At 64.6% G+C, this 24,791-nt stretch carries 22 protein-coding genes; 5 read left to right on the top strand and 17 right to left on the bottom strand.

Annotated elements, in window-relative coordinates; translation table 11 throughout:
• Positions 1 to 6: 6 nt before the first annotated feature.
• The 12 genes from ACX3P0_RS14195 to hutI all read right to left on the bottom strand — a co-directional run bounded on the left by ACX3P0_RS14195 (position 7) and on the right by hutI (position 12,804).
• On the bottom strand, positions 7 to 1,215 hold the full coding sequence (locus tag ACX3P0_RS14195) for an efflux RND transporter periplasmic adaptor subunit (protein ID WP_459089410.1): 1,209 nt from the start codon (positions 1,213 to 1,215) through the stop codon (positions 7 to 9).
• 86 nt (positions 1,216 to 1,301) lie between these two features.
• A complete protein-coding gene (locus tag ACX3P0_RS14200) occupies positions 1,302 to 1,889 on the bottom strand; it encodes a TetR family transcriptional regulator (RefSeq protein WP_459089412.1) in 588 nt (195 codons plus the stop codon).
• 294 nt (positions 1,890 to 2,183) lie between these two features.
• Positions 2,184 to 2,960: an amino acid ABC transporter ATP-binding protein gene (locus tag ACX3P0_RS14205; protein ID WP_459089414.1), complete on the bottom strand. Its 777-nt coding sequence runs from the start codon at positions 2,958 to 2,960 to the stop codon at positions 2,184 to 2,186.
• A gap of 1 nt (position 2,961) precedes the next feature.
• Positions 2,962 to 3,624, bottom strand: a complete 663-nt coding sequence (locus ACX3P0_RS14210; protein WP_459089416.1) for an amino acid ABC transporter permease — start codon at positions 3,622 to 3,624, stop codon at positions 2,962 to 2,964.
• The gene (locus ACX3P0_RS14215) at positions 3,624 to 4,271 is read right to left on the bottom strand and encodes an amino acid ABC transporter permease (protein WP_459079927.1); all 648 of its coding nucleotides are present in this window, start codon (positions 4,269 to 4,271) and stop codon (positions 3,624 to 3,626) included. Before ACX3P0_RS14215 ends, ACX3P0_RS14210 begins: the two co-directional genes overlap by 1 nt.
• A 58-nt stretch (positions 4,272 to 4,329) precedes the next feature.
• A complete protein-coding gene (locus tag ACX3P0_RS14220) occupies positions 4,330 to 5,148 on the bottom strand; it encodes a transporter substrate-binding domain-containing protein (protein ID WP_459079928.1) in 819 nt (272 codons plus the stop codon).
• Between the two features lie 97 nt (positions 5,149 to 5,245).
• Positions 5,246 to 6,913, bottom strand: a complete 1,668-nt coding sequence (gene hutU / locus ACX3P0_RS14225) for a urocanate hydratase (protein WP_459089418.1) — start codon at positions 6,911 to 6,913, stop codon at positions 5,246 to 5,248.
• Between the two features lie 13 nt (positions 6,914 to 6,926).
• The gene (locus ACX3P0_RS14230; RefSeq protein ID WP_459089420.1) at positions 6,927 to 8,090 is read right to left on the bottom strand and encodes an acyl-CoA dehydrogenase family protein; all 1,164 of its coding nucleotides are present in this window, start codon (positions 8,088 to 8,090) and stop codon (positions 6,927 to 6,929) included.
• A complete protein-coding gene (locus tag ACX3P0_RS14235) occupies positions 8,087 to 9,253 on the bottom strand; it encodes a CaiB/BaiF CoA transferase family protein (RefSeq protein ID WP_459089422.1) in 1,167 nt (388 codons plus the stop codon). Before ACX3P0_RS14235 ends, ACX3P0_RS14230 begins: the two co-directional genes overlap by 4 nt.
• The gene (hutG, locus tag ACX3P0_RS14240; RefSeq protein ID WP_459089424.1) at positions 9,250 to 10,056 is read right to left on the bottom strand and encodes an N-formylglutamate deformylase; all 807 of its coding nucleotides are present in this window, start codon (positions 10,054 to 10,056) and stop codon (positions 9,250 to 9,252) included. Before hutG ends, ACX3P0_RS14235 begins: the two co-directional genes overlap by 4 nt.
• An 11-nt stretch (positions 10,057 to 10,067) precedes the next feature.
• On the bottom strand, positions 10,068 to 11,609 hold the full coding sequence (gene hutH / locus ACX3P0_RS14245) for a histidine ammonia-lyase (protein ID WP_459089426.1): 1,542 nt from the start codon (positions 11,607 to 11,609) through the stop codon (positions 10,068 to 10,070).
• Complete coding sequence (gene hutI, locus ACX3P0_RS14250) at positions 11,602 to 12,804, bottom strand: imidazolonepropionase (protein WP_459089428.1); 1,203 nt, start codon at positions 12,802 to 12,804, stop codon at positions 11,602 to 11,604. Before hutI ends, hutH begins: the two co-directional genes overlap by 8 nt.
• Positions 12,805 to 12,942: 138 nt before the next feature.
• On the opposite strand from hutI, the gene ACX3P0_RS14255 reads away from it, so the two are divergent.
• From ACX3P0_RS14255 to hisC, 3 genes are all read left to right on the top strand, one after another.
• Positions 12,943 to 14,307 (top strand): formimidoylglutamate deiminase, encoded by a 1,365-nt coding sequence (locus tag ACX3P0_RS14255; RefSeq protein WP_459089430.1) that lies wholly within the window; start codon positions 12,943 to 12,945, stop codon positions 14,305 to 14,307.
• Positions 14,304 to 15,035: a GntR family transcriptional regulator gene (locus ACX3P0_RS14260; RefSeq protein ID WP_459079935.1), complete on the top strand. Its 732-nt coding sequence runs from the start codon at positions 14,304 to 14,306 to the stop codon at positions 15,033 to 15,035. Before ACX3P0_RS14255 ends, ACX3P0_RS14260 begins: the two co-directional genes overlap by 4 nt.
• A gap of 112 nt (positions 15,036 to 15,147) precedes the next feature.
• Complete coding sequence (hisC, locus tag ACX3P0_RS14265) at positions 15,148 to 16,251, top strand: histidinol-phosphate transaminase (protein WP_459089432.1); 1,104 nt, start codon at positions 15,148 to 15,150, stop codon at positions 16,249 to 16,251.
• A gap of 401 nt (positions 16,252 to 16,652) precedes the next feature.
• On the opposite strand, the gene ACX3P0_RS14270 is transcribed toward hisC, so the two are convergent.
• The 5 genes from ACX3P0_RS14270 to ACX3P0_RS14290 all read right to left on the bottom strand — a co-directional run bounded on the left by ACX3P0_RS14270 (position 16,653) and on the right by ACX3P0_RS14290 (position 21,409).
• On the bottom strand, positions 16,653 to 17,366 hold the full coding sequence (locus ACX3P0_RS14270) for an ABC transporter ATP-binding protein (protein ID WP_459079937.1): 714 nt from the start codon (positions 17,364 to 17,366) through the stop codon (positions 16,653 to 16,655).
• Positions 17,363 to 18,106, bottom strand: a complete 744-nt coding sequence (locus tag ACX3P0_RS14275; RefSeq protein ID WP_459089434.1) for an ABC transporter ATP-binding protein — start codon at positions 18,104 to 18,106, stop codon at positions 17,363 to 17,365. Before ACX3P0_RS14275 ends, ACX3P0_RS14270 begins: the two co-directional genes overlap by 4 nt.
• Positions 18,103 to 19,104 (bottom strand): branched-chain amino acid ABC transporter permease, encoded by a 1,002-nt coding sequence (locus ACX3P0_RS14280; RefSeq protein ID WP_459089436.1) that lies wholly within the window; start codon positions 19,102 to 19,104, stop codon positions 18,103 to 18,105. The genes ACX3P0_RS14275 and ACX3P0_RS14280 overlap by 4 nt, the downstream gene beginning before the upstream one ends.
• Position 19,105: 1 nt before the next feature.
• On the bottom strand, positions 19,106 to 19,978 hold the full coding sequence (locus ACX3P0_RS14285) for a branched-chain amino acid ABC transporter permease (protein WP_459089438.1): 873 nt from the start codon (positions 19,976 to 19,978) through the stop codon (positions 19,106 to 19,108).
• A 159-nt stretch (positions 19,979 to 20,137) separates the two neighbouring features.
• Positions 20,138 to 21,409: an ABC transporter substrate-binding protein gene (locus tag ACX3P0_RS14290; protein WP_459089440.1), complete on the bottom strand. Its 1,272-nt coding sequence runs from the start codon at positions 21,407 to 21,409 to the stop codon at positions 20,138 to 20,140.
• Between the two features lie 406 nt (positions 21,410 to 21,815).
• Here ACX3P0_RS14290 and ACX3P0_RS14295 point away from each other — a divergent pair, with 406 nt between their 5' ends.
• The gene (locus ACX3P0_RS14295; protein ID WP_459089442.1) at positions 21,816 to 24,365 is read left to right on the top strand and encodes a caspase family protein; all 2,550 of its coding nucleotides are present in this window, start codon (positions 21,816 to 21,818) and stop codon (positions 24,363 to 24,365) included.
• Positions 24,366 to 24,394: 29 nt separating this feature from the next.
• Positions 24,395 to 24,676 (top strand): hypothetical protein, encoded by a 282-nt coding sequence (locus tag ACX3P0_RS14300; protein ID WP_459089444.1) that lies wholly within the window; start codon positions 24,395 to 24,397, stop codon positions 24,674 to 24,676.
• Positions 24,677 to 24,791: the final 115 nt, after the last annotated feature.

Consider the following 24,791-nt stretch of genomic DNA (forward strand, 5'->3'; position numbering starts at 1 on the left):
GCGTCCTTATCCGGCCGTGGGCTTGCTGCCGGCGTCGACCGGTGTGTCCGTTGCGGGCTGGGCGGCTTCCGGCTTCCATGGCTGAGCACTGACCGGAGCACCGGGCCTGATCTTTTGAAAGCCTTCCACGACAATCTTGTCGCCGGCCTTCAGGCCATCTTCGACAACCCAGCGCTCGCCCACGGTACGTCCGACCCGCACCGTCCTGAGTTCGGCGATATTTTCATCATTCACGACATAGACCTGGGATTGTCCGCCGGAATCACGCTGGATCGCCTGTTGCGGAATGGCGATGGCATTTTGCTGGACGCCCTGCTCGATCAGCACGCGCACATACATGCCGGGCAGAAGATCGCCTTCCGGATTTGGAAATTCGCCACGCAACGTCACCTGCCCGGTTGTCGCATCGACCGCCGCCTCAAGAAACAAAAGACGGCCGGCATGGGCATATTCACTGCCGTCGTCCAGTCGCAGCAATACGCGCGCTTCACCGGGGTTCGAACTCGTCAGCGCTCCGTTTTCGAGAGCCTTGCGCAGTTTCAGCAGCGCGTTGGCCGACTGGGTGAAGTCGGCATAGACCGGGTCGAGCTGCTGGATGGTGGCCAGGCTTTCGGCGCTGTTGGTGCTGACCAGCGCCCCCTCGGTGATCATCGCCCGCCCGATACGGCCGGAGATCGGCGCCTTGATCTCGGCATAGTCGAGATTGAGTTGCGCTGCGGCAAGACCCGCACTTGCTATCGCGACCTCGGCGTCGGCCTGGGCAAGGGATGCCACGGCATTGTCCATCTGCTGCCCGCTGGCGACATTGCGCTCGCGCAGCTGCTTCTGCCGGTCAGCCGCCTGACGCGCCTGAAGCTGCACGGACTGCGCACGTTGCAACGTGGCTTCGGCACTGGCGACCTGCACGCGAAACTGTGCGGGGTCGATGCGGTAGAGCACGTCGCCCTGCTCGACGAGGCTGCCCTGTTCGAAAACGCGCTCCAGCACGATGCCCGACACGCGCGGACGCACTTCGGCGATGCGGGTAGGCGCGATGCGGCCGGGCAATTCATTCAGGATCGGAATCGGCTCCGGTGTCACCGCGACGACGCTGACAGCGGAAGGCGGCGGAGCTGCCGGCGCTTCGGCGGAGCTTTCGGCCTCGCTGCAGGCCACGACCAGCGAAAGGAGCGCGACAGCGGCAGCTATCTTCAGGGGCACGGCAAAAATACGCATAGGGGAAATCCACGAATAGGTGTCACTGCCGATGCGTTCGATGGTGTCGCGCCGGTGAAAATTGGGGATGGGTTTTCAGCGAAGGATCAGGAAGAATCTGGTGCGCCACCAGCCTTGTCGGGTGCAGGAACCTCATCGACCAGCCAGCCGATTTCGCCCAAAATGCGCCGGCGCTCCTCATCGGTCCAGGAATGAAAATCATGCCATTCTAGTGCCCTCAATCCTTCAAGAGCGAGAAAGGCCAGGAGGCCACCGCGCGGGCTTTTCGACGTCGCCATGACCGAGGCGATGGTCCGCTCGTAGTAATCCTGAATGGGCTTGCGCAACGCCTTGTCTTGCGCGAGCGCAGCACCGAGATTGACCGCCACTGCCCGCGCGTCATCAGGCTCCGCATCCGACGAAGCCGCGATCAGGCCGCGTATCGAAGCACTCGACACCGCACCCAGTTCCTCGGTCGCGGCACGAATTCGCTCTTCCCCCAGTGCCACGCGCCGCTCGATCACGGCTTTGATCAGCTGCTGCTTGGTCTTGTAGTCATAGATGACGCTGGCCTTGCTGATGCCGGCCTCGATGGCCACGGCATCCAGCGTCAGATGCGCGGCGCCGTTGCGAACGACGACGGCCTCCGCGGCATCAAGAATATCGTCCTGTTCGATTACTCTGGGGCGAGCCATGCGCAAGGCATCCAATCATTAATTTCCGACCGTTCGGTTATTATAGGTGCGCTGCACCATGACATCAAGGATGCTCGTCGGATTTTGTGATGGAAAATCTTCAACCAGCCGTGATCGGCTACGACCCGGAATCGTCAGCGAGTGGCAAGGCGCCGACGACAACGCATTGCTGGCGCGGCTCTACTCCCGTCCCCGGAAGCCGAAAAGATCAAGCGATACCAGGGTAGAATTCTACCCCCGCACAGGTCTGGTGACATCTTCCCGCATGTACCTCGCCGCCTTGTCGCGGGCGAATCAGAAGACGTTGCGCTCGTGATAGGTGCGCAGAAAGGCCTGGATACGCGGGTCCTTGGGGTCGTGCAGGATCTGGCTCGGCGCGGCCACACCCACCAGTTCGCCCTTTTCCATGAAGCCGACCTGATCCGCGACATGCGCGGCGAACCCCATTTCATGGGTGACGACGACCATGGTCATGCCCTCGGAGGCGAGCGTCTTCATGACGCTCAGCACCTCGCCCACCAATTCCGGGTCGAGCGCGGAGGTGGGTTCGTCGAACAGCATCAGGCGCGGTTCCATGGCGATGGCACGGGCGATCGCGACGCGCTGCTGCTGGCCGCCCGACAGGCGCGCCGGATGGTTGGCCAACTTGTCGGCGAGCCCTACCTTCTCCAGTGCCCCGGCCGCGCGGCTTCCGGCCTCGGATTTTGACATGCCGCGCACGCGGATCAGCCCCTCGGCCACGTTCTGCAACGCAGTCATATGCGGCCACAGATTGAACTGCTGGAACACCATGCCGATCGAGCGGCGCATCTCGCGCAGCTTGCGGCCCGACATCTTGCGGCCACCCGGACTGGCGTAGCCGATCAGTTGCCCGTCGATGGTGATCTCGCCGGAATCATATTCCTCAAGGAAGTTGATACAGCGCAAAAGCGTGGACTTGCCCGAGCCGGAAGGCCCGATCAGGCAGGTCACCTTGCCCGGCGTGATGGACAGGTCCACCTGTTTCAGCGCCTGGAAAGGGCCGTAGAACTTGTTGACCTTGCGGATCTCGACGGATGAGGCCTCTGCCATCCTATGTCCTTTCGACCAGATGTCGGGTGATGCGCGTTTCCAGCCGGCGGCCGAGGCGCGAAATGGTTTCGACCAACGCCCAGAAGAACAGAGCCAGCACTAAATTGGCCTCCAGATAGCGGAAGGTCTCGGTGGACATGCGCTGTACCTGATACATCAATTCGGGCACGGTGATGATGGACAGGATCACCGTCTCCTTGGTCAGGATGATGGAGAAATTGACCAGCGCCGGCAGTGCGGAAACCAGGCTTAGCGGCAGCAGGATGCGGCGGATGATGGTGAGTTCCGACATGCCGATGGCGCGTGCCGCTTCGAGCTGGCCAAGAGGCACGGCAAGATAGCCCGCGCGAAAAATCTCGGCGAAATAGGGGCTGCCATAGACGCTGAGCCCGAGGATACCGGCCGGCAGGGCGTCAAGGCGCAGGCCGAGCAGCGGGCCGCCATAATAGAGCACGAAGAGCTGTACGAGAAAGGGCGTGCCGCGGATGACCTCGATATAGACCTGGATCAACCAGCCGAGCCAGCGCGGCCCGTAACGCTGCGCCAGCGAAATGAGCAGGCCGAGGATCATGCTGAAGACCGTGCCCAGAAACCAGCAAAGAATCGTCAGCCCGAAGCCTTTCAGCAGGATCGGCCAGTATTGCAGCAGGATGCTCAGGTCCATTACACGGTCATCCTGTGCTCGAGGTAGCGCCCGAGCGCCGCCAAGCAGAGATTGATGATCAGGTAGATGCAGGCTGCTGCGATGTAGACTTCCAGCGGACGGAAGGTGGTGGCCGCCTGCGCCTGGCTGGCGCGCGTCACTTCCATTATGCCGACGATCGACACCAGTGACGATGCCTTGACCAGCAGGATCAGCTCGTTGACCAGGGCCGGCAGTGAAATCCTGAACGCCTGCGGCAGGATGATCCGTGCCCAGATGTCGCGCGGCCGCATGCCGATGGCGGTCGCCGCCTCGGCCTGGCCATTGGGCAGCGCAATGATGGCGCCGCGCCAGATTTCGGAGACATAGGCGCTGGAACAGATACCGACCGTCACCACGGCCGCGACCATGGCCGGCACGTTGATGCCGACGACGGGCAAGAGATAATAACAAAGAAGAAGCTGGACCAGCAGCGGAACCCCGCGCAGAAAACTGACCCAAAGTGCCGCGAACCAGCGCAGCCAGGCCACGCGGGACAGTGCGGCCGCGCAGATGAGCGCGCCGACCACCAGCCCGAGCGCAATGCCCAGCCCTGAAATCAACAGCGTATAGCGCGCGGCCCAGAAGAGCGGCTCGAAGCTGTTCAGAAACGTGGAGATCGAAAACATCGGTGCTCCGATTGACGCAAGGCTTGCGGGCGGGATCGCTCCCGCCCGCAGCGTATCGTTACTTGGTGGGAACTTCGCGCGGCAGCTCGGTGTAGGAGCCGAGCCACTTTTCCTGGATCGCCTTGATGCGGCCGTCGTCGGTCATCTTGAGCACGGCGTCGTTGATGGCCTTGACGAAGCTTTCGCTGTCAGCGTCCTTGCGCGCCACCCAGGCAAAGTAGGTCGGCTGGCCGAACGTGGCGCTATCGAACATGGCGAACGTCTCGGGACGGCTTTTGACCAGATAGCCCAGGTTGGGCAGCGAGCCGGCAACCGCGTCCAGACGGCCGGCGGCAAGATCCGCATAGGCCTCGTCGGTGGTGCCGTACTCCTTGACGTCGACGCCGCCCAGCGTGTCGCCGAAGGCCTGCAACTGCTTGAACTGCGCGGTGCCCTGCTGGACGCCTACGGTCTTGCCCTTGATGTCTTCCGGCTTCTTCATCTCGGTGTTGGCGGTGGCGCGCACCAGCGCCACGGTGGCGTCGGCGATCGGCAGCGTGAAGTTGTAGCGCTCAAGCCGCTCCGGCGTGATGGTGACCGGGGCGATGACGATGTCGAACTTCTTGACTTCGAGACCGGGCAGTTCCGCGGTCCACGGAATGTCCTGGTAGACCGGCTCGACGCCGAGTTCCTTGGCGACACCGTCGAAGAGGTCCTTGGTCATGCCTTCATAGGTGCCGTTGTTGAGCACGTCGAAGGGCGCGTAGTGCATGTCGGTTGCCGTGACGATCTTGCCGGCGGCCTTGATGTCGGAAAGCTGGTCGGCCATGGCGGGCACGGCGAGGCCGAGCGCGGCCAGGCCGAACAAAGCCGATTTCAGTGTGTTGGAAAACTTCATTTCACTTTTCTCCCTGGTGAACTGTTAGCGACTGCTGATTAACCAAAGCTATTGGGTTTTGTCGCGCGCCGCCAGAGGCCGGAGGCGCGCGATGCCATCAAAGAATGGCGGGCAGGTTCAGCCCTTGTTCGCGAGCGCAGTCGATCGCGATCTCATAGCCCGCATCGGCATGGCGCATGACGCCAGTGGCGGGATCGTTCCAAAGCACGCGCTCCAGCCGGCGCGCGGCGTCTTCAGTGCCATCGGCAACGATGACCATGCCCGAATGTTGCGAGAAGCCCATGCCGACGCCGCCGCCATGGTGCAGCGACACCCAGGTCGCGCCCGAAGCGGTGTTCAAGAGCGCGTTGAGCAGCGGCCAGTCGGAAACGGCGTCGGAGCCGTCCTTCATCGATTCCGTCTCGCGGTTCGGCGAAGCGACCGAACCGGAATCGAGGTGGTCGCGGCCGATGACGACCGGGGCCTTCAACTCGCCGGTGCGCACCATCTCGTTGAAGGCGAGGCCGAGCCGGTGACGGTCGCCGAGGCCGACCCAGCAGATACGCGCCGGCAGGCCCTGGAAGGCGATGCGATCGCGCGCCATGTCCAGCCAGTTGTGCAGATGGTGGTTGCCGGGCGTCAGTTCCTTCACCTTGGCATCGGTCTTGTAGATATCTTCCGGATCGCCCGAAAGAGCGGCCCAGCGGAACGGGCCGATGCCGCGGCAGAACAGCGGGCGGATATAGGCCGGCACGAAGCCGGGGAAGGCGAAAGCATTTTCCAGCCCTTCCTCCAGCGCGATCTGGCGGATGTTATTGCCGTAGTCGAGCGTCGGCACGCCGGCATTCCAGAAGTCGACCATGGCGGCGACATGCTGCTTCATGGAGGCGCGCGCGGCCTTTTCCACTTCCTTGGGTGCGCTCTCCTGCTTGGCGCGCCATTCGGCGACGTTCCAGCCGAGCGGCAGGTAGCCGTGTATCGGATCGTGCGCCGAGGTCTGGTCGGTGACAATATCGGGCCTGACGCCGCGCTTCACCAGTTCCGGGAAGACATCCGCCGCATTGCCGATCAGCGCCACGGATTTCGCCTCGCCCGCCTTGGTCCACTGGTCGATCATGGCCAGCGCTTCATCGATGGAATGGGCTTTTGCGTCGACATAGCGGGTGCGCAGGCGGAAATCGACGCGGGTCTCGTCGCACTCCACCGCCAGGCAGCAGGCGCCGGCCATCACCGCGGCCAGCGGCTGGGCGCCGCCCATGCCGCCGAGACCGGCGGTCAGGATCCACTTGCCCTTGAGGCTGCCGCCATAATGCTGGCGGCCGGCCTCGACGAAGGTCTCGTAGGTGCCCTGAACGATGCCCTGGGAACCGATATAGATCCACGAACCGGCGGTCATCTGGCCGTACATGGCCAGGCCCTTCTTGTCGAGTTCGTTGAAATGATCCCAGGTTGCCCAGTGCGGCACGAGGTTGGAATTGGCGATCAAGACGCGCGGGGCGTCCTTGTGGGTCTTGAAGACACCGACCGGCTTGCCCGACTGCACCAGAAGCGTCTCGTCGGCCTCCAGCTTCTTCAGGCTGTCTACGATGATGTCGAAATCCTTCCAGGTGCGGGCGGCGCGGCCGATGCCGCCATAGACCACCAGTTCATGCGGGTTCTCGGCGACGTCGGGATGCAGATTGTTCATCAGCATGCGCATGGGCGCCTCGGTCAGCCAGCTTTTCGCGGTGATCTCGGGACCGGTCGGGGGAAAGACATCGCGGGTATTGTGTCTGGGGTTGCTCATGGTTTGACTCCTGTCAGGCCAGCATGGTGCCGGAAATAATGATGCGCTGGATTTCGCTGGAGCCCTCGTAGATGCGCATGATGCGCAGGTCCCGGTTGATCCGTTCGATGGGGAAATCGCGGGTGTAGCCATAGCCGCCATGCAGTTGCAGGGCGGTGTCGGCGATCTTGCCCGCAGCCTCCGACGCGCCGAGCTTGGCCATGGACGAGGCCAGCGAGAAACGTCCGCCATGGCGATGCGCCAAGTCGCGCTGGCGCGCGGCTTCCTGCGACAACAGCAGCGCCGAGTGGAAGGCGAGCCCCATGTCGGCGATCATCCAGCGGATGCCCTGCCGCTCCGATAGCGCAATGCCGCCGATGATCCGGTCCTTGGCGTAGGCGACCGCCGCGTTCATCGCAGCACCGGCAAGGCCGAGACATTGCGCGGCGACTTCGATGCGGCCGTTGTCGAGAACCTGCATGGCGATGCGGAAGCCCTTGCCTTCCTCGCCGAGCAGCGCGCTTTCAGGAAGCGTGCAGTCGAGGTTCAGCGTGAAGACATGGCCGCCCTTCAGGCCCATGGTCTTTTCCGGCGAGCCGGCTTCGAGGCCGGGCGTGCCCTTGGGCAGGATGAAGGCCGAGATGCCGCGATGCGCCTTTTCGGGGTCGCTCACCGCATAGACCACGATGAAATCCGCAACCCCGCCGTTGGAGATGAAGCACTTGGTGCCCTTGAGGTGCCAGCCGCTTTCCGTGCGCCGCGCCCGTGTTTTCATGTCGGCGGGGTCGGAGCCGGCGGTGGGTTCGGTCAAGGCGAATGCGCCGAGCGCCTCGCCGGTGGCAGCCTTCGTCAGCCATTCCTCGCGCTGCGCATCGGTGCCGCCGATCAGGATGGAATCGGTCGCCAGATAATGCGCCGTCAGCGCCGAGGCGGTCGAGCCGCAGGCACCGGCCACGATGGAGACGGCGCGCAACAGCGCCGGCGCAGAAATGCCGCCCCCGCCATAGGCTTCCGGCAAATTGGCGCCCATCATGCCCGCTTCGCCAAGCACGCCAAGTTGTTCATGCACGAAGCGCGAAGCCTCGTCGGTCTCGGCCGCCAGCGGCGCGATCTTGTCCGCGCAAAGCCGCTCCAGCACGTCGCAGAACATGCGCTCTTCTTCGGCAAGCATATGCCAGGGGTCGTTGATCTGCGTCATGCCCTCCCCTCCAACTCGAATTCCTCCAACCCGAATTCCTTCAGAACTGCTTCAATGTCGCCGCCAAGGCGCGGGGCCGCCGTTGCCGCCAACGGCTTGACGCCGTCGAAGCGCACCGGCTGGCCGACGACCGGCGCCTGGCCGAGCACGGGATGCGCCAGTTGGCTCACCAAGCCGCGTGTGGCAGAGTGTTCATTGTCGGCGGCCTTCGCGATGTCCCAGATCGGCGCGGTCGGCAGGCCCTGCGCGGCCAACGCCGCAACGGCCGCCTCGGTCGTCAGCGCGCCCGACCATGCCTCGATCAGCGCGCGCAGTGCCGGCTCATGCTCGGTGCGGCTGCTGTCGGAAGCAAAGCGCGGATCGGCAGCGATCTCCGGCTTGCCGATGAGGGCCGCCAGCCGCTCGAACTGCCCGGCGTTCAGCACGGCGATCACCACCTGCCCGTCGCTTGTGGCAAAGCAGCCGAAGGGCGTGGAGAGCGGATGACGGTTGCCGACCCGGCCGGGCAGGATGCCGCTGTAAAGATGCTGGGCATGGCTGGTCGTCAACATGGAGAACAAGGCGTCGTACATGGCGACGTCCAGCGTCGCGCCTTGCCCGGTCGCGTTGCGCTGGACCAGCGCGGCCATGATCGACCAACTGGCAAACAGGCCGGCGACCAGGTCGGCGATGCTTTCGCCGGTTTTCAAGGGCGCACCACCCTCCTCGCCGGTCGCGGCCATCAGGCCGGACATGGCCTGCACCACCAGGTCGTAGGCCGGCAGGTCCTTGAAAGGACCCTCCTGCCCGAAACCGGAAATGGAGCAGTAGATCAGGCGCGGATTGGCCGCGCGCAAGGCCTCCGCGCCGAGGCCGAGGCGGGCGGCGACGCCCGGACGGAAATTTTCCACGACCACGTCCACACGCGCGGCGAGCGCCTGCGCCAGTTTCATGTCGGCCGGCTTCTTCAGGTCGAGCACGATGCTCTTCTTGCCACGGTTGTTCAGCGTGAACAGCGCGCTCTCGCCATCCCTGAACGGTCCGACATGGCGGTAATCGTCGCCAGAAGGCGGCTCCAGCTTGATGATCTCCGCACCAAGGTCGGCCAGCAGCGCGGTGCAATACGGCCCGGCCAGAACGCGCGACAGGTCGAGCACCTTGATGCCGGCAAGCGGCCCGCTCATGGCTTCAGCTCCGGCGCAAGGGCTGCGAGCCGCTCCAGGATCGCGGCAAGCGTGGTGCGTATGGCTGCGGCCTTTTCCTCGTCATAGGCGAAGGGCGGGGTCTCGCTCGCCAGATGGGTGGATTGCGCCAGTTCCATCTGGATGGCGTGGACGCCATCCTTTGGGCGGCCGTAATGGCGCGTGGTCCAGCCGCCCTTGAAGCGGCCGTTGAGGACGTGCGTGCGGCCGGAAGCGGCGCACAGGTCGAAGACTGCTGCCTCAATGCGCGGGTCGCAGGTCGCGCCATTGTTGGTGCCTATGTTGAAGTCGGGCAGCACGTCTTCGAACAGGAACGGAATATGCGAGCGGATCGAATGGCAATCGTAAAGGATCGCCACGCCGTGCTTCGCCTTCACCCGTTCGATCTCGGCGGCAAGCGCCTCATGGTAGGGCGCATGGAAATCCGCCTTGCGCTCGGCGACTTCAGCCGCCGTCGGTTCCTCGATCCAGATCGGCTCGCCGTCGAAATCGGTCACCGGCACCAGGCCGGTGGTGTTCTGGCCGGGATAGAGGTTCGCGTCGTCCGGCCCGCGATTGGCGTCTACGCAATAGCGATGGAACCTCGCCCTGACCGTCGTCACATTCGGCAACAGCCCGTCATAGAGGCGCTCGATGTGCCAGTCGGTATCGGCCAGGATGCGGCCGCGCGCGTTGAGTTTCGCGCGGATCGACTCGGGCAGGTATGTGCCGGTATGCGGCAGGCCGAGAATGACCGGGCCGTCGCCCCGAACAATTTCGACCGGCTTCACGAGTGTTGGGTCCATGGGGGTTGGGTTCACGGGCGGGCCTCATCCAGCATGCCCTTGGGCAGGGCCTCGAGCAGCGCGCCGGAGCTGACAAGGGCAGCGACCTCGGCAAGGTCGGGAGCCATGTAGCGGTCCTGATCCAGCGCCGCGACCGACTTGCGCAGCCGTGCGACCACCGCCTGAAGCGGGGTCGAGGTTTTGAGCGGGGCGCGGAATTCGACGCCGGCGGCTCCGCACAGCACTTCGATGCCGACGATCTGGGCAAGGTTGGCGTTCATCCGCTTCAGGCGGCGCGCGCCGTGCGCGGCCATGGAGACGTGGTCCTCCTGGTTCGCCGAGGTCGGGGTCGAATCGGTCGAGCAGGGATTGGCCAGATGCTTGTTCTCGCTCATCAGCGCCGCCGAGGTCACCTCGGCGATCATCAGGCCGCTGTTCAGGCCCGGATCGGGTGTGAGGAAGGGCGGCAAATCGTGGCTGAGCGCCGGGTCGACCATCAACGCGATGCGGCGCTGCGAGATAGCCCCGATCTCGGCGATCGCCAGCGCGATCTGGTCGGCGGCAAACGCCACCGGCTCGGCGTGGAAATTGCCGCCCGAAACGATCTGGCCGGTTTCGACCAGCACCAGCGGGTTGTCGGTCGCGGCGTTTGCCTCGATCTCCAGCGTGCGGCCCGCCTGGGTCAAAAGGTCGATGCAGGCGCCGGTGACCTGCGGCTGGCAGCGGATGCAATAAGGGTCCTGCACGCGGGTGTCGCCGACGCGGTGGCTTTCGCGGATTTCCGAGCCATCCATCAATGTGCGGATGGCGCTGGCGACAAGAATCTGGCCGCGATGGCCGCGCAACTGGTGGATTTCATCCAGGAAGGGCGCGGTCGAGCCCATGATGGCGTCGGTGGAAAGCGACGACGACACCAGCGCATTGCGCGCCGCCCGAGAGGCCTCGAAGAGGCCGACCAGCGCGAAGGCGGTCGAAACCTGGGTGCCGTTGATGAGCGCCAGCCCTTCCTTGGCGGCCAGCACCATCGGCTTCAGGCCGGCGGCGGCCATAGCCTCGGCGCTCGCCATTTCGCGACCCTGATAGGTGGCGCGGCCTTCGCCCAGCATCGTGGCCGCCATGTGCGCCAATGGCGCGAGGTCGCCCGAAGCGCCGACCGAACCCTGCGCGGGGATCACCGGATGCACGCCCTTGGCCAGCATGGTCTCGATCAGCGCGACCAGTTCGGGGCGGGTGCCGGAGGCGCCGCGACCGAGCGACAAGAGCTTCAGCGCCATGATCAGGCGCACGGTTTCTTCCTCGACGGCCTCGCCCACGCCGCAGCAATGCGACAGGATGAGGTTGCGCTGCAAGGTCGCCGTATCCTCGGTCTTGATCTTGATGGAGGCAAGCTTGCCGAAGCCGGTGTTGACGCCATAGACCGGCACGTCGCCCTTGGCGGCGGCATCGATCCTTGCTGCGGAATCGGCAATGCCGGCGCGGGCGCTGTCGGCCAGCCGCACGGCAAGCCCCTCGCGCCAGACGCGCTCCAAATCGGCCAGGGTGACCTTGCCGGGTATCAGGACGATTTCAGACATATTGGCCTCCGAAAATGCGGGCATGAAGCGGGTTGAAGCCGATGCGATAGGAAAGCTCGGCCGGATGCTTGATGTTCCAGATGGCCAGATCGGCGCGGGCGCCGGGTACGATCACGCCGCGATCGGAAAGGCCAAGCGCGCGGGCCGCGTTGCGGGTCACGCCACGCAGGCATTCGGCAGGCGTCATGCGAAACAGCGTCGCGCCCATATTCATGGTCAGGAGGATGGAGGTCAGCGGCGAGGTGCCGGGATTGGAGTCGGTGGCGAGCGCGATCGGCACGCCGGCGTCGCGCAGCGCCTGAAGCGGCGGATATTGCGTTTCCCTGAGCGTATAGAAGGCACCGGGCAGCAGGACGGCGACGGTTCCGGCCTTCGCCATGGCGGCGATGCCGTCCGCGCCGAGATATTCGAGGTGGTCCACGGAAAGCGCGCCGTGTTCGGCCGCCATCGCCGCTCCGTGCAGGTCGGACAACTGTTCGGCATGCAGCTTGACCGGCAGGCCGAGCGCCTTGGCATGATCGAAGATGCGCGTCATTTCCTCGACCGAAAAGGCGATGCCCTCGCAAAAACCGTCCACCGCATCGACCAGCCCTTCGGCATGGCCCTGATCCATGCCGGCAAGAACCACGCGGTCGATATAGCCGGCGCGGTCATCCTTGAATTCCGGCGGCAGGGCGTGGGCGGCAAGCCAGCTGGTGACGACATGCACCGGACGAAGCGTGCCGATGCGGCGCGCGACGCGCAGCATTTTCAGCTCCGTTTCGATATCGAGCCCGTAGCCGGACTTGATCTCCAGCGTGGTGACGCCTTCGGCAAGCAGAGTGTCGACGCGCGGCAGCGCCAGCGCCAGCAGTTCGTCTTCGCTGGCTTCGCGGGTGTTGCGGACACTGGAGAGAATGCCGCCGCCGGCCCGCGCGATCTCCTCGTAGGCAGCACCTTCCAGGCGCATCTCGAACTCGCGGGCGCGGTCGCCGCCATAAACGATGTGGGTGTGGCAGTCGATCAGGCCCGGCGTCACCACCCGCCCTTCGAGGTCGCGGGAAGGGGCGCCGCGCCAGGCTGCCGGCAGGTCGGCATCGGCGCCGACCCAGGCGATTGCGCCGCCGTCGATAGCGATCGAAGCGCGCTCGACGAGCCGATAGCCGGCCTTCTCGTCGTCCACGATTGCCACTGCGGCATTGCTTAGAACCTGCATCCTGTGCCCTCCGGCCCTGTCCGTGATTTTTCTGAGCCTAACCATAATCGGATTTCTATGTCTAGACTTATTCTGTCTCTATGTCTAAACTTATTGATGTCGGCTTCCGAGTCGAGACGGCGAGAGGAGATCGGAATAATGACGACACTTTGGGCGGACCGTGCGTTGCTGCCGGGCGGCTGGGCGGAGAATGTCCGTGTCGATTTCGGCGCGGACGGCCGCATCGCCAAGGTTGAAGCCGGCGCGGCGCGAACGGGCCAGCAGGTCGGCCTTTTGCTGCCGGCGATGGCCAATCTCCATTCGCATGCCTTCCAGCGCGCCATGGCCGGCCTGTCGGAAGCGCGCGGGCCGCAGCCGCGCGACACGTTCTGGACATGGCGCCAGATCATGTACCGTTTCCTCGACCATTTGACGCCCGAGGATGTCGAGGCGATCGCAGCATTGGTGCAGATGGAGATGCTGGAAGCCGGTTACGCCACCAATGTGGAATTCCACTATCTGCATCACCAGCCGGGTGGAACGCACTACGTCAACATCGCCGAGATGTCTGAGCGGATCGTGGCCGCCGCCGCCCGCACCGGCATCGGACTGACCCTGTTGCCGGTGCACTATCAGTTCGGCGGCCTTGACCGCCGTCCGCTCGGGCCCGGCCAGCAGCGTTTCGGCACGACGCCGGACGAATTCGCCGTTCTGCTCGATGCGGCGGAGCGGGCGTTGCGGCACCTGCCGGCCGACGCGGGGATCGGCGTCGCGCCGCATTCGTTGCGCGCGGTCGGCGCCGAGGCGCTGACCATCTGCGAAGGCTTGCGTCCGGGGCGGCCGCTGCACATGCATCTGGCAGAGCAACTCCCGGAAATCGAGGAAGTGCAGGCCGCGCGCGGCGGCCGCCCGGTCGAATGGCTGCTCGACAACCACAATCCCGACCGCCGCTGGACGCTGATCCACCTCACCCACATGACCGAGGCCGAAACCCGCGGGCTGGCGGCGACCGGCGCCGTCGCCGGGCTTTGCCCGATCACCGAATCCAGCCTTGGCGACGGCATCTTCAACGGCACGATCTGGAGCCAAGCAGGAGGACGCCTCGGCTTCGGCTCGGACAGCAACGTCCGCATCTCGCTGGTCGAGGAACTGCGCACGCTGGAGTACAGCCAGCGCCTGCGCGACACCGCCCGCGCCGTACTCGCCGAGACGGGGCGCTCCACCGGCCGGGTCCTCTACGAGGCCGGCCTGGACGGTGGCATAACGGCTGCGGGGCGCGAGACCGGCGCTATCGCCCCCGGCCTGTGGGCCGATCTGTGCGCGGTTTCGCTGGACAATCCGGTGCTCGCCGGCCGCAAGGGCGACGAGATGCTGGACAGCCTGATCTTTGCCGGCCATGACGGGTTGGTGCGCGACGTCTGGGCGGCCGGCCGCCATGTCGTGCAGGACGGCCGGCACCCGGAGCACGAGCGCATCACTGCCGATTACCTGGCCTGCATCGGCCGATTGCAGGAGCGGATGTGACCGACAAGCCAGCCGGTTCCACCTCCCCCAAGGCGCAGCACATCGCCAGCGAGGTGCGCCGCCGCATCGTCGAGCACGAATGGCGCCAGGGCGACCGCATCCCCGACGAAGCCGACCTGGCGATCGAGTTCGACGCGGCACGCGCCACCGTCAACAAGGCCCTGCAGCTTCTGGCTGGCGAAGGGCTTTTGGACCGCCGGCGCCGGGCCGGCACGCGGGTCGCGATCGACCCGGTCCGCAAGGCAACCTTCACCATCTCCATCGTGCGCGAACAGGTGGAACAAGCCGGCATGGCCTACAGCCATCGTGTCGTTGCGCAGCGCAAGAGCCCCATTCCCGACGATATTGCAGCGCGGGTCGGCCTTCCGACGGGCGAGGTGCTGGTCCATATGCGGGCGGTGCACTATGGCGATGGCCTGCCGTTCCAGCTGGAGGACCGCTGGCTCTACCCGCGCACCGCGCCAGAGCTGGAAAAAGCCGATTTCTGGCAATTGAACGCCAATGAATGGCTGGTGCGAAATGCGCCTTACCTGCGTGCGGAACTGGCATTCTCGGCCGAAAATGCCAATCGCCGCGACGCACGGCTGCTGCGGACGCAGCCAGGTCAAGCGCTGCTGATCCTGCACCGCACCACCTGGAACGACATCGGGCCGATCACCACCGTCCGGGTGGCGTTCCAGCCCGGCCATTTTGTCGGCACCGAAAAGACCACGGCGGGGGGCGACTGATTCGCCCCGATGCGCGGCTTTCAGGCAAGACAAATCCATTCCACCCAGCTTTACAGGCAAACAAGATACAGGCGGCCAAGCCGTCACCACGCCGGGCAAGGAGGCCCAAAGCATGACCAAAGTTCACTCGTTCCTGCGCCCGGAACTGGCCGCGCTCGCGCCTTACAATGCCGGCCTCACCGCCGAAGAGGTCGCCCGGCGGCCTGGCGTGACCCGCGTCTCCAAGTTGGGCTCGAACGAAAACCCGCTCGGGCCGGACCCGGCGGTGCGGCAGGCGCTCGAAGCCTCGTTGCAGCGCATCGCCGTTTACCCCGACCCGTCGGGCCGCGCGCTGCTGGCCAAGCTGGCGGTGCGGCACGGCGTTTCGGCCGACCAGCTGGTGCTGGGCAATGGTTCGGAAGATCTTCTCGCGATGCTTGCCCGCGCCACTTTAAGGCCTGGCGACCAGGTGGTCACGCTTTATCCGTCCTTTCCGCTGCATGAGGATTATGCCCGGCTGATGGGGGCGGAGGTCACGCGCATCGGGCTGACGCCGCAAGGCAGCATCGATGTCGACGCGCTGGTGCAGGCGGTGGCGCAGCCGGTGCGGCTGGTGCTGTTCGCCAACCCGATGAACCCGGCCGGCGTGTGGCTGTCGCCGCAGGATCTGGACCGGGTGCTGGACGCGGTCCACCCCGAGGCGGTGACCTGCCTCGACGAGGCCTACCACGAATATGCGGAAGGGGAGGGATACGCTTCGGGCACGGCGCGGCTGGCGACGCATCGCGGGCCGCTGCTGATCCTGCGCACCTTCTCGAAGGCCTGGGGGCTCGCCGGCCTGCGTGTCGGCTACGGGTTGACCAACAGCGCGGAGCTGAAGCGCGGGCTCGATCTGGCACGCACCCCCTTCAACGTGAACCTGATGGCCCAGGTGGCGGCCGAGGCGGCACTGGCCCATCCGCAATCGGTGGCGGAAGCGGTGGCACTGGTGCAGCGCGAGCGGCCGCGCGTAAAAGCCGCGATCGAAGCGCTCGGCCTGCGCGTGCTGCCGTCAAAGGGGAATTTCCTGTTCTTCGAAGCGACCCGCCCATCGGTCGAACTCGCCGAGGCGCTGCTGAACCAGGGCGTGATCGTCAAGCCGTGGAAGCAAGCGGGCTACGAAAACTGGCTCCGCGTTTCGGTCGGCACCGAGGCCGACAACGACCATTTCCTGAAGGCACTGGCCGCCTCGCTCTGAGCCTGGACCTTATCGCATAAGGCCGCCTCCGCGGAGGGTAGAAGCACAGCACCTAGCTAGAGGGTGGGGCGATGGCCCCCACCTGATCGCACCCCCCTTTGACTCCCACCCCAGCATGGGCATCGAGTCGGTGGAGTGCCCTCAGCAAGGGTCCTGCATCGGTTCCAAGCACGCCACGTAATGCTGCTTCAAACTCTATCGCGCGAGGAACAATCTCCGCGTAAGGCCGGCGACCTGCGGCGGTCAGGGACAGGGTCTCCTCACGGCGATCATTCGGGCTTTCCCTGCGCCTCAACCACCGTCGCTCCTCGAGTGCGTGAACAGCCCTGAAACCTGAGAGCCCGTGGTCACGAGCAAGCGGATTGGCCGCTTCACCGCTCTGTTTGCTGCATCAACGCGCATCAGGCGCCGCCCATGTAGATGTCCATGATCTGGCGGTCGTCGCGTACGTCGCTCGGCGAGCCTTCGAAGCGCTTTTCGCCGGCAGCGAGGATGTAGATTCGGTCGGCGATGGGCATGGCCTCGCGGATGTTCTGCTCGACCATCAGAATGCCGATACCCAGTTTCGTCAGCCCGGTGATGCGTTCCAGCGTTTCGATCACCATCGCGGGCGACAGGCCGGCGGAGGGTTCGTCGAGCAGGATGAAGCGTGGTTGCGAAACCAGAGCGCGCGCCAGCGAAAGCATCGCCTGTTCGCCGCCCGAAAGCGCGCCGGCCGCCGTGCGCCGACGCCGCGCCAGCGAGGGATACTCGTCGATCAGCGCCTCGATGCGGCGCTCCACCGCGCTGCGGTCGGCAATGGCGTAGCCGCCCATGCGCAAATTTTCCATGACGGTCAGGCGCGGGAACACGCCGCCGCCCTGCGGCATGAGCACCAGCCCCTCGCGCACCACGTCATGGACGGCAAGGTTGGAAAGCGTCGTGCCGCCAAGGCTGGCCGTGCCGCTCCACACCGGCAGCGCGCCGGCGATGGCCTTGAGTAAAGTGGACTTGCCGCAGCCGTTGGGGCCGAAGATGCAGGTGATCTTGCCGGCCTCGGCCGTGAGCGAAATGCCGTGGACGATTTCCTGCTTGCCGTAGCCGGTGACGATGTTTTCGGCGGCGAGCGTACTCATTGCGGCCGCCCCAGATAGGTCTGCATGACTTCCGAATTGCGCACGATGTCGTTGAAGGTTCCGCTGGTCACCACCCGACCCGAATCCATGACGATGATGCGGTCGCATACGCTGCGCACCATCTCCATGTCGTGCTCGATGACAAGGAAGGTAACGCCGCGTTCGCGCAGCCGCGCAATCGCCTCGAGGATGATCTTGCGGATGTTGGGGTGCACGCCGGCGGTCACCTCGTCGAGCAGGATGAGGCTGGACTGGCGCATGATGACGCGGCCGAATTCGAGCAGCTTCTGCTGCCCGCCCGACAGGTCGGCGGCGCGGTTATCGGCGACATGTTCCAGCTTGAGCAGTGCAAGCGTCTCTGTCGCCCGCTCATGCGCGCCCGGCCAATGACCTTGCGCCGCCGCCGCCAGCAGGTTCTCGGTGACGGTCATGTTCTCGAACAGAGCGGGGATCTGGAAGGTGCGCGCCAGTCCCAGCCTGGCGATCGCATAGGCGCTGCGGCCGGCCACCTCCTGCCCGTCGAAACGGATCTGGCCACTGTCCGGCGTCACCGTGCCCGAGACGAGGCTGAACAATGTCGACTTGCCGGAGCCGTTCGGCCCGATCAGCCCGGCGATCTCCCGACGCCCGACTTCCAGGCTGACGCCGTTGGCTGCCTTGATGCCGCCGAAGTGCTTCTGCACGTCGCGCACCACGAGGATAGGTTCGCCCGCCGGCGGTGATTGCGTGGTCTCGCTCATGGCCGCCCTCCCTCCCCGCTACCGCCGACCAGCTTGCCGGCGGCCTTTTCCAGTATCGTGCTCGATTTGGCGCGCTTGGCAAACAGGCCGGCGATGCCGTTGGGCAGGAACAGCACCACCAGCACGATGGCCGCGCCGAGTACGGCGATATAGAAGGCGGTGTCGCCCCAGTACATCCACACGAGGCGGTTGACGACGAACAGCATCACCCCGCCAATGGCCGGTCCCCACAGGCTACCCAGCCCGCCGAGCAGCACCATCACCACCATCTGGTCGGTGATGTCGCCGCCGAACACGCTCTTGGGATTGATGAAGGTGACCCAGTAGGCGAAGATCGCGCCGAAAACCGAGGCGGTTACCGCACTCAGCACGAAGGTCTGCAATTTGACCAGCGAGGTGTTGATGCCCATCGCCTCCGCCGCCGGCTCGTGGTCGCGCAGCGCCTTGACCTTCAGGCCAAAGCGGGAGCGCTCGAACAGCGCCCAGGTGACGAGATAGGTCAGCGCCGCCGCGCCGAACATGGCGAAATAGAAGAAGCGCTCGTTGAGGTAGGGCGGCAGGCCGATGCCGCCGATGCCGCCGGTGAAGTCCACCACCGAGGAAAATTGGATCAGCACCTCGGCGAAGGCCCATGTGGCGATGGCGAAATAAGCGCCGCGCAGGCGCAGCGTCGGTGCGCCGATGACGACGGCGAACAGGGCTGTCACCAGCATGCCGGCCGGGATCGTGGCCAGGAAAGGCAGGCCGAACGGGTCGCCCATCAGGAGCGCGGTCGCATAGGCGCCGAGGCCGAAAAAGGCTGAGTGGCCAAAATTGATGTAGCCGGCATAGCCGCCCAGAATGTTCCAGGAGCAGGCAAGCCCCGCCCACATCAGCGCGCCGGTGGCGATGCGCAGCCAGTAATTGTTGACCAGCAACGGCATCAGCGCCAGTACCACGAGGATGGCGGCGAGCAGGACGAGGCCCGGCAGGCGCGATTTCATCGTTTGCGCCGCCATGTCACAATCCTCTCCGCAAGATCCCCTTCGGGGATATGAGAAGGACCAGGAAGAGCGTGGCGAAGACCGCCAGCAGCGAATAGCTGGACCCGACATAGGTGGAAACGAACGCTTCGATGACGCCGAGCAGCAGGGCTGCGACCAGCGCGCCGCCGACCGAGCCAAGCCCCGCCAGCACGGCGACGAAGAAGGCGAACAGCGTGTAGCGCAGGCCGACCTCCGGATTGACCGAGTAGATAGACCCCATCAGCACGCCGGCCATGGCGGTGATGCCTGCGTAAAGCCCGTAGACATTGGCGCTGAGGCGGCGGATGTTGACGCCCATCAGAGCGGCGTTGTGCCGGTTCTCGGCCGTGGCGCGGATCGCCAGCCCGTAGCGGGTGCGATAGAGGAACAGGAACAGGCCACCGGCGATTGCCGCCGCAAAAACTGCCGCGGCGACCCGGATCAGCGGTACCGTGACCGGGCCGAGGGTGAAGCTTTCGCCGCTCAGCGCCGTCTGCACGCTGTAGGTGTTGAAGCCCCACGCGGTCAGCATGCCGCCGCGCAGCAGCGTGAACAGGCCAAACGTCAGCGCCAGCGCCATCAATTCCGGCCTTGCCGTTCGGCTGTTGCGGACATTGTAGAGGATCGGCCCGATCAGGTAGCCAAGCGCGCCGAACAGGACGAAGGCCACCGGGATCGCCGCGAAGCCGTCGACCCCCAGCGCCGCTGTCATGTAGTAGCCGAGATAGCCACCCAGCACGACCCAGCCGCCGACCGCAAAGTCGATGACATGCAGTACGCCGAAGGTAAGCTGGAAGCCGATGGTGAAGGTGGCGATGACGCCGCCGATCAACAGGCCGTTCAGCAGAGTCTGGAGAAAAAGATCCAAGGCGAAAACCGTTCGTCGTCAGGGAAACGGAAAGGCAGAGCGGTACGGCGGCAAGCCGGCACCACAGGCACATGTGTCCGTCATTTTTCAGGCATGCGCAACCGGCGGCGGAATTCGACCGGGATGGGGCGGTGGTCTCGCCCCATCCCGTCTTGACGCTTATTTCCAGGCCGGCAGCGGATAGATGAAGGGCGCGGCAGCCGCTTCCTTCGGGCCGACCGCGATGGTCTTGCCGCCCTGGATCTGGATCAGCACCGGAACGGGCTGGGTATTGTCGTGATAGTGCGGGCCTTCCTTTTCGAACTTGATCGGCCCGTAGAAGGTCTGGATGTCGGTTTCGGCGATGGCATCCTTCAGCGCCACCCGGTCCTCGGGCGTCAGTGCCGGCTTCTTGCCGAGGCGCTTGAGCGCATCGCCAAGCACCAGCCCACTGGCCGCGCAGCCGGCCTCGGTATAGTCCGGCTCCGAGCCCGACTTCTTCTGCGCCATCTCGGCGAATTCCTTGGCCGTGCCGAACAGATCGTCCTTGTAGGGAACGGTCGGCAGCCACACCGCCACGCCGGTCGTGCCGTCCGCATCCGCGCCGAGCGCCTGGGCGAAGGCCGGGTTGGTGACGCCGTAATGCATGATCAGCGCCTTCGGCCGATAATTCAGCGACTTGCACGTCTTGACGACATTGATGAGCGGTTCCTCGTGCCCGCCCACCGCAATGACATCCGGATTGAGGGCTGCGATCTTGGAAATGACGGGGGTGAGGTCGCCTTCCGGCGGCACCAGCTCGTAGGCGACCATTTCCAGACCAGCTGCCTTCACGCCATCGCGGAAACCCTCGCCCGTCTCCTTGGAGAAGGGCTCGTTGACGCCGATCACGGCAATGGTCTTGGCGTTCGGGTTGGACAGCTTGGCCAGCACCGCCAGCGACATGCCGGAGGTCGTATCCACGGCCGGGATGATGCCGAAATTGAATTCCGGCTTGGCTTTCCACACATTCGGCGATTCCGCCGAGCCGGAAATCATCGGCACCTGGTATTTCTGGCAGATCGGCTGCACGGCGATGGTCGAGCCGCTGGTATAAGGGCCGAACAAAACGTCGACCTCGTTCTGCACGATCAACCGCTCGGCGGCGTCGGCGCCGGTCGCCGGATTGCTCTGGTCGTCGCCGTAGAACATGTCCACCTTGAACCGGTCACCGCCGACTTCGACGCCGCCCTTGGCGTTGATGGCGTCAGCCCACAGATCGTAGCCGCGCTTGGTGAGGTTGCCGCCGAGGATATTTTCCCCCGACAGCGAGGTGATGACGCCCGCCTTGAAGGTCGACGCCTGCGCTCGGGCCGTGCGCACGAAGGGCATTCCCAACGTGCCTGCCGTCAGGGCGACGGCGCTGCCGCCGAGAAAACCGCGGCGCGAAAACCCTCTGCTATTCGTGGACATTGATGCAATTCCTCCCTTTGCGTTTTCGTATCAGATTGAACTGATGGATTTTGATCGCCATACGATCATATGCATATAATCCCGGCAAGGGGATTTACGCGGCGTCATGCAATAGGGGGAGCATGAGGATTTATGGGGTGGGCTGGAACGGAGTATCGGCCGATGCGCCACACCCACGAACCTACACCTGCAGCTTACACCGGACAGCACCTCCGGGGCGATTTGACACGCATTGCGGGCGGTTCGGTTCTGAGGTAACCTAGAGCCTATTCAGATGAGGAATGTGCCCGCTGTCGCGATGGCTTTTCACTCTGTTCCTGTCTCGGCAGATTGTGAACTCTGTAGCCGACCTTGATACCGCAAGCTGCGTGCTTGGGGTCGCCAGGTAGCGGTTAAGGCAGTTGCCATGCTCCGACTTTGCGGATTCATCGCAGTCTTCCTCGTAGCGGCCCTGACGACCTTCGATGCGTCGGCCGATCGAAGGGTTGCCCTGGTGATCGGCAATTCCGAGTACCGGGAAATCCCCGCGCTCAAGAACCCCGACAAGGATGCCGAGGACGTATCCAAAACGTTTCGGCTGGCCGGTTTCGAGGTGTTCGTCGCCAAGGACCTCACAAAGCTGCAGTTCGAGAAACAGTTTCGTCACTACCTCGCGGCGGCGGACGGCGCCGATCTGTCCGTCGTGTACTATTCAGGTCATGGCTTTCAGATCGGAGGCGAAAATTTCTTGATCCCCGTGGATGCCTCGTTGAAGAATGCGGCCGACATTGAGGTACAGGCGATCAGGCTGGGCGATGTGCTGCAGCAGTTGCGTTCGAAATCGAAGATCCAGGTGATCATCCTCGATGCCTGTCGCAACAATCCGTTTCCGCGCAAGGATTATTGGCTGAGGGATCAATTGATCACGGCGGGCAACACCGGTCTTGCGCAGGTCAAAAGCTCGCTGAACACGCTGATAGCCTTCGCCACCGAGCCAGGGGCGGTCGCCTATGATGGAACGGGAGACCTCAGCCCGTTTTCATCTGCATTCTCTCGGCGCGCAATGGCTCCGAACCAGGAGCTTCGCACGGTCATGGCCGCGGTGCGCCGCGATGTGGTGGAGGCCACTGACGGCAAGCAGGTTCCCTGGGAAAACTCGTCCCTCATTGACGAGGTTGTCCTGATGCGCCGTGCCAGCCGGCCTTCGCTGCCACCGGTTCTGGAGAAGCTTGTGCCGTCGGGTGTCGGGCCCGTCGCCCTGGACCTGCCGGAACCGGTCGACGTCGATGGCGGATCAATCACCGTTAGCATCGAAAGGCCGCCTGCGCTCGGGCGCCTGCTGCTGGACGGCAAGGCTGTCGAGATGGGCGAACTGATTCAGGGCAAGGACTTGCCGCGCCTGAAGATGGCGGTGCCCAAGGGCATCGGTGCGCAGGAGGAGGTGGACATGCTGGCCTATGCCACGCATGACAATTGGGGTGGCAAAGCCCAGGGCATAATGGTGTTCCGTGTCAAAAGCGGCCAAGGCGCCGAGGGCGAACAGATTATGGCCTCGCTCGAAGCCGAGCAGAAACAGCAGGTGCTCGAGCGAGGCATCCATATCACCGGCGCTGCCGAGGCGATCGAAAACCGCGAGATCAGCGTTCAGGTGGGCGTCGGACCGGTTCCGCTGAAGCTGGATTTCCCTACAAAGGATGCCTCCGTCAGCGTGAAGATCGCGAACTATCCGATAACGGGAACGCTGTCCCTGCCGGATCGTGCCCTGTCGCCCGAGTCGAGCCTGATGGCGGACGAGGTTGACGATTTGCGCTACGAACCCCAGATCGGTGCCGCCGAACCGGTCGAGGTCGGCTTCGAGATCCGGGCCGACAGCAGTTCATCCAAGCCCGCCACGATGAAGCTGTCGCCCAGCGTCGATCCGTGCGACCAGGCTGCCGGCGAGCCTCTCGACCTGCAGGGTGTTGTTCCAGGCCTCTTGCCAAACGAGATCAGCGCCGAGGCCGTGGAGCCCTGCGAGGCGGCGGTGAAGGCCTATCCCGATGTCGCCCGCTTCCGCTACGAACTGGGACGAGCGCTGTTGGCGGCCGGCAAGGTCGACCGGGCAAAGAAGGCCATCCAGGAAGCCGCCGACAGGGGCCATGTCCGCGCCGTGTTCGAACTCGGCTATTTCAACGCGACGGGAACGGGAATGCCCGTCGATCGCAAGCAGGCCAACACCTTCTATGCATCCGCATCCGATAAGGGCGATCCCTACGGGATGACGTCGTGGGGCCGCGCCTTGTTCAACGGCTATGGCGTCGAGCGCGACACCGGCAAGGGGCTGGACCTGCTGCTCAAGGCGGCGGCTATGGGTCATACTTACGCGATGAACGATCTTGCCGCGATCTTCACGGAAGGCCGCAATGGCGTACCCTCTGATCCGGCTCGCGCCGTGGCCTTTCTGAAGGCCGGCGTCGAGCGGCAGGACATGTATTCGATGAACCTGCTCGGCCGCAACTACCTCAGTGGGCAGGGCGTCGAGAAGAACCCGAAGGCGGCGTTGGCGCTTTTTCAGAAGGCCATTGACCTCGGCCAACCCTACGCCCCAGGCAGCCTTGCGCGCATGTACCGAGACGGTGTCGGCGTAGGACAGAACCTCGCCGAAGCGCAAAGGCTGTTCGAGGTGGCGACAACGCGGGGCGACCAGTCCGGCGCGTATGATCGCGCGGCCCTTGAAATGCAGAAGGGCGACAAGGCCGACCAGGCAATAGCAGTGCGTTATCTTGCCTTCACGGTCGCGCTTGATCTTCGCAAGGAATTGCCGGACGCCCGGGCGGTGCTGGCGAAATTCGGAGTGAAGGCGAAGACGGCGGCGCTCAAGCAATTGCGCCGGGACCTCAAGTCGAAGGTCCCGGCGAATGGCTCGCTGGACGACCAACTGGTCAATGCGGCCAGAGCGGTCTGGGAGCAGGCCAATCCACGTCGAGACCTGTTTTGATCAACAAGGAGGCAATGGTGGGCAGGGTGATGAAGCAAGCATTGATCGCCACGATTCTATCCGGTTCTCTGGCGGTGCTGACGGGCTGCGTGTCGGTCGCACCGAAGGCCGAACCGACGCTGACGACGACGAAGCACAGGCCGACGACCACCCGCACGACCACCAGGTCAAAGATCGTCAAGCAGAAGAAGATCGTCGCCAGGAAAATTGTCAAACCGGCTGAGGAAACGGCACCTGTCGTCGTTCCGCCCTTGGGCGGCAGCGGCACTGGTGGCACTGGCACTGGTGGCGGCAGTGGCGGCTGGGGATGAGCGTTCGACAGCGGGTCAAGGTCCGGCCGCCACCATTGGCACGCCTATGCCGCGGTCGGAGCGCATCCGTTACGACGCCAGGATCATAGCCGCATTCGAAGAGGCTCACCACGAC

The organism is Mesorhizobium sp. A556 (genome assembly GCF_054489545.1).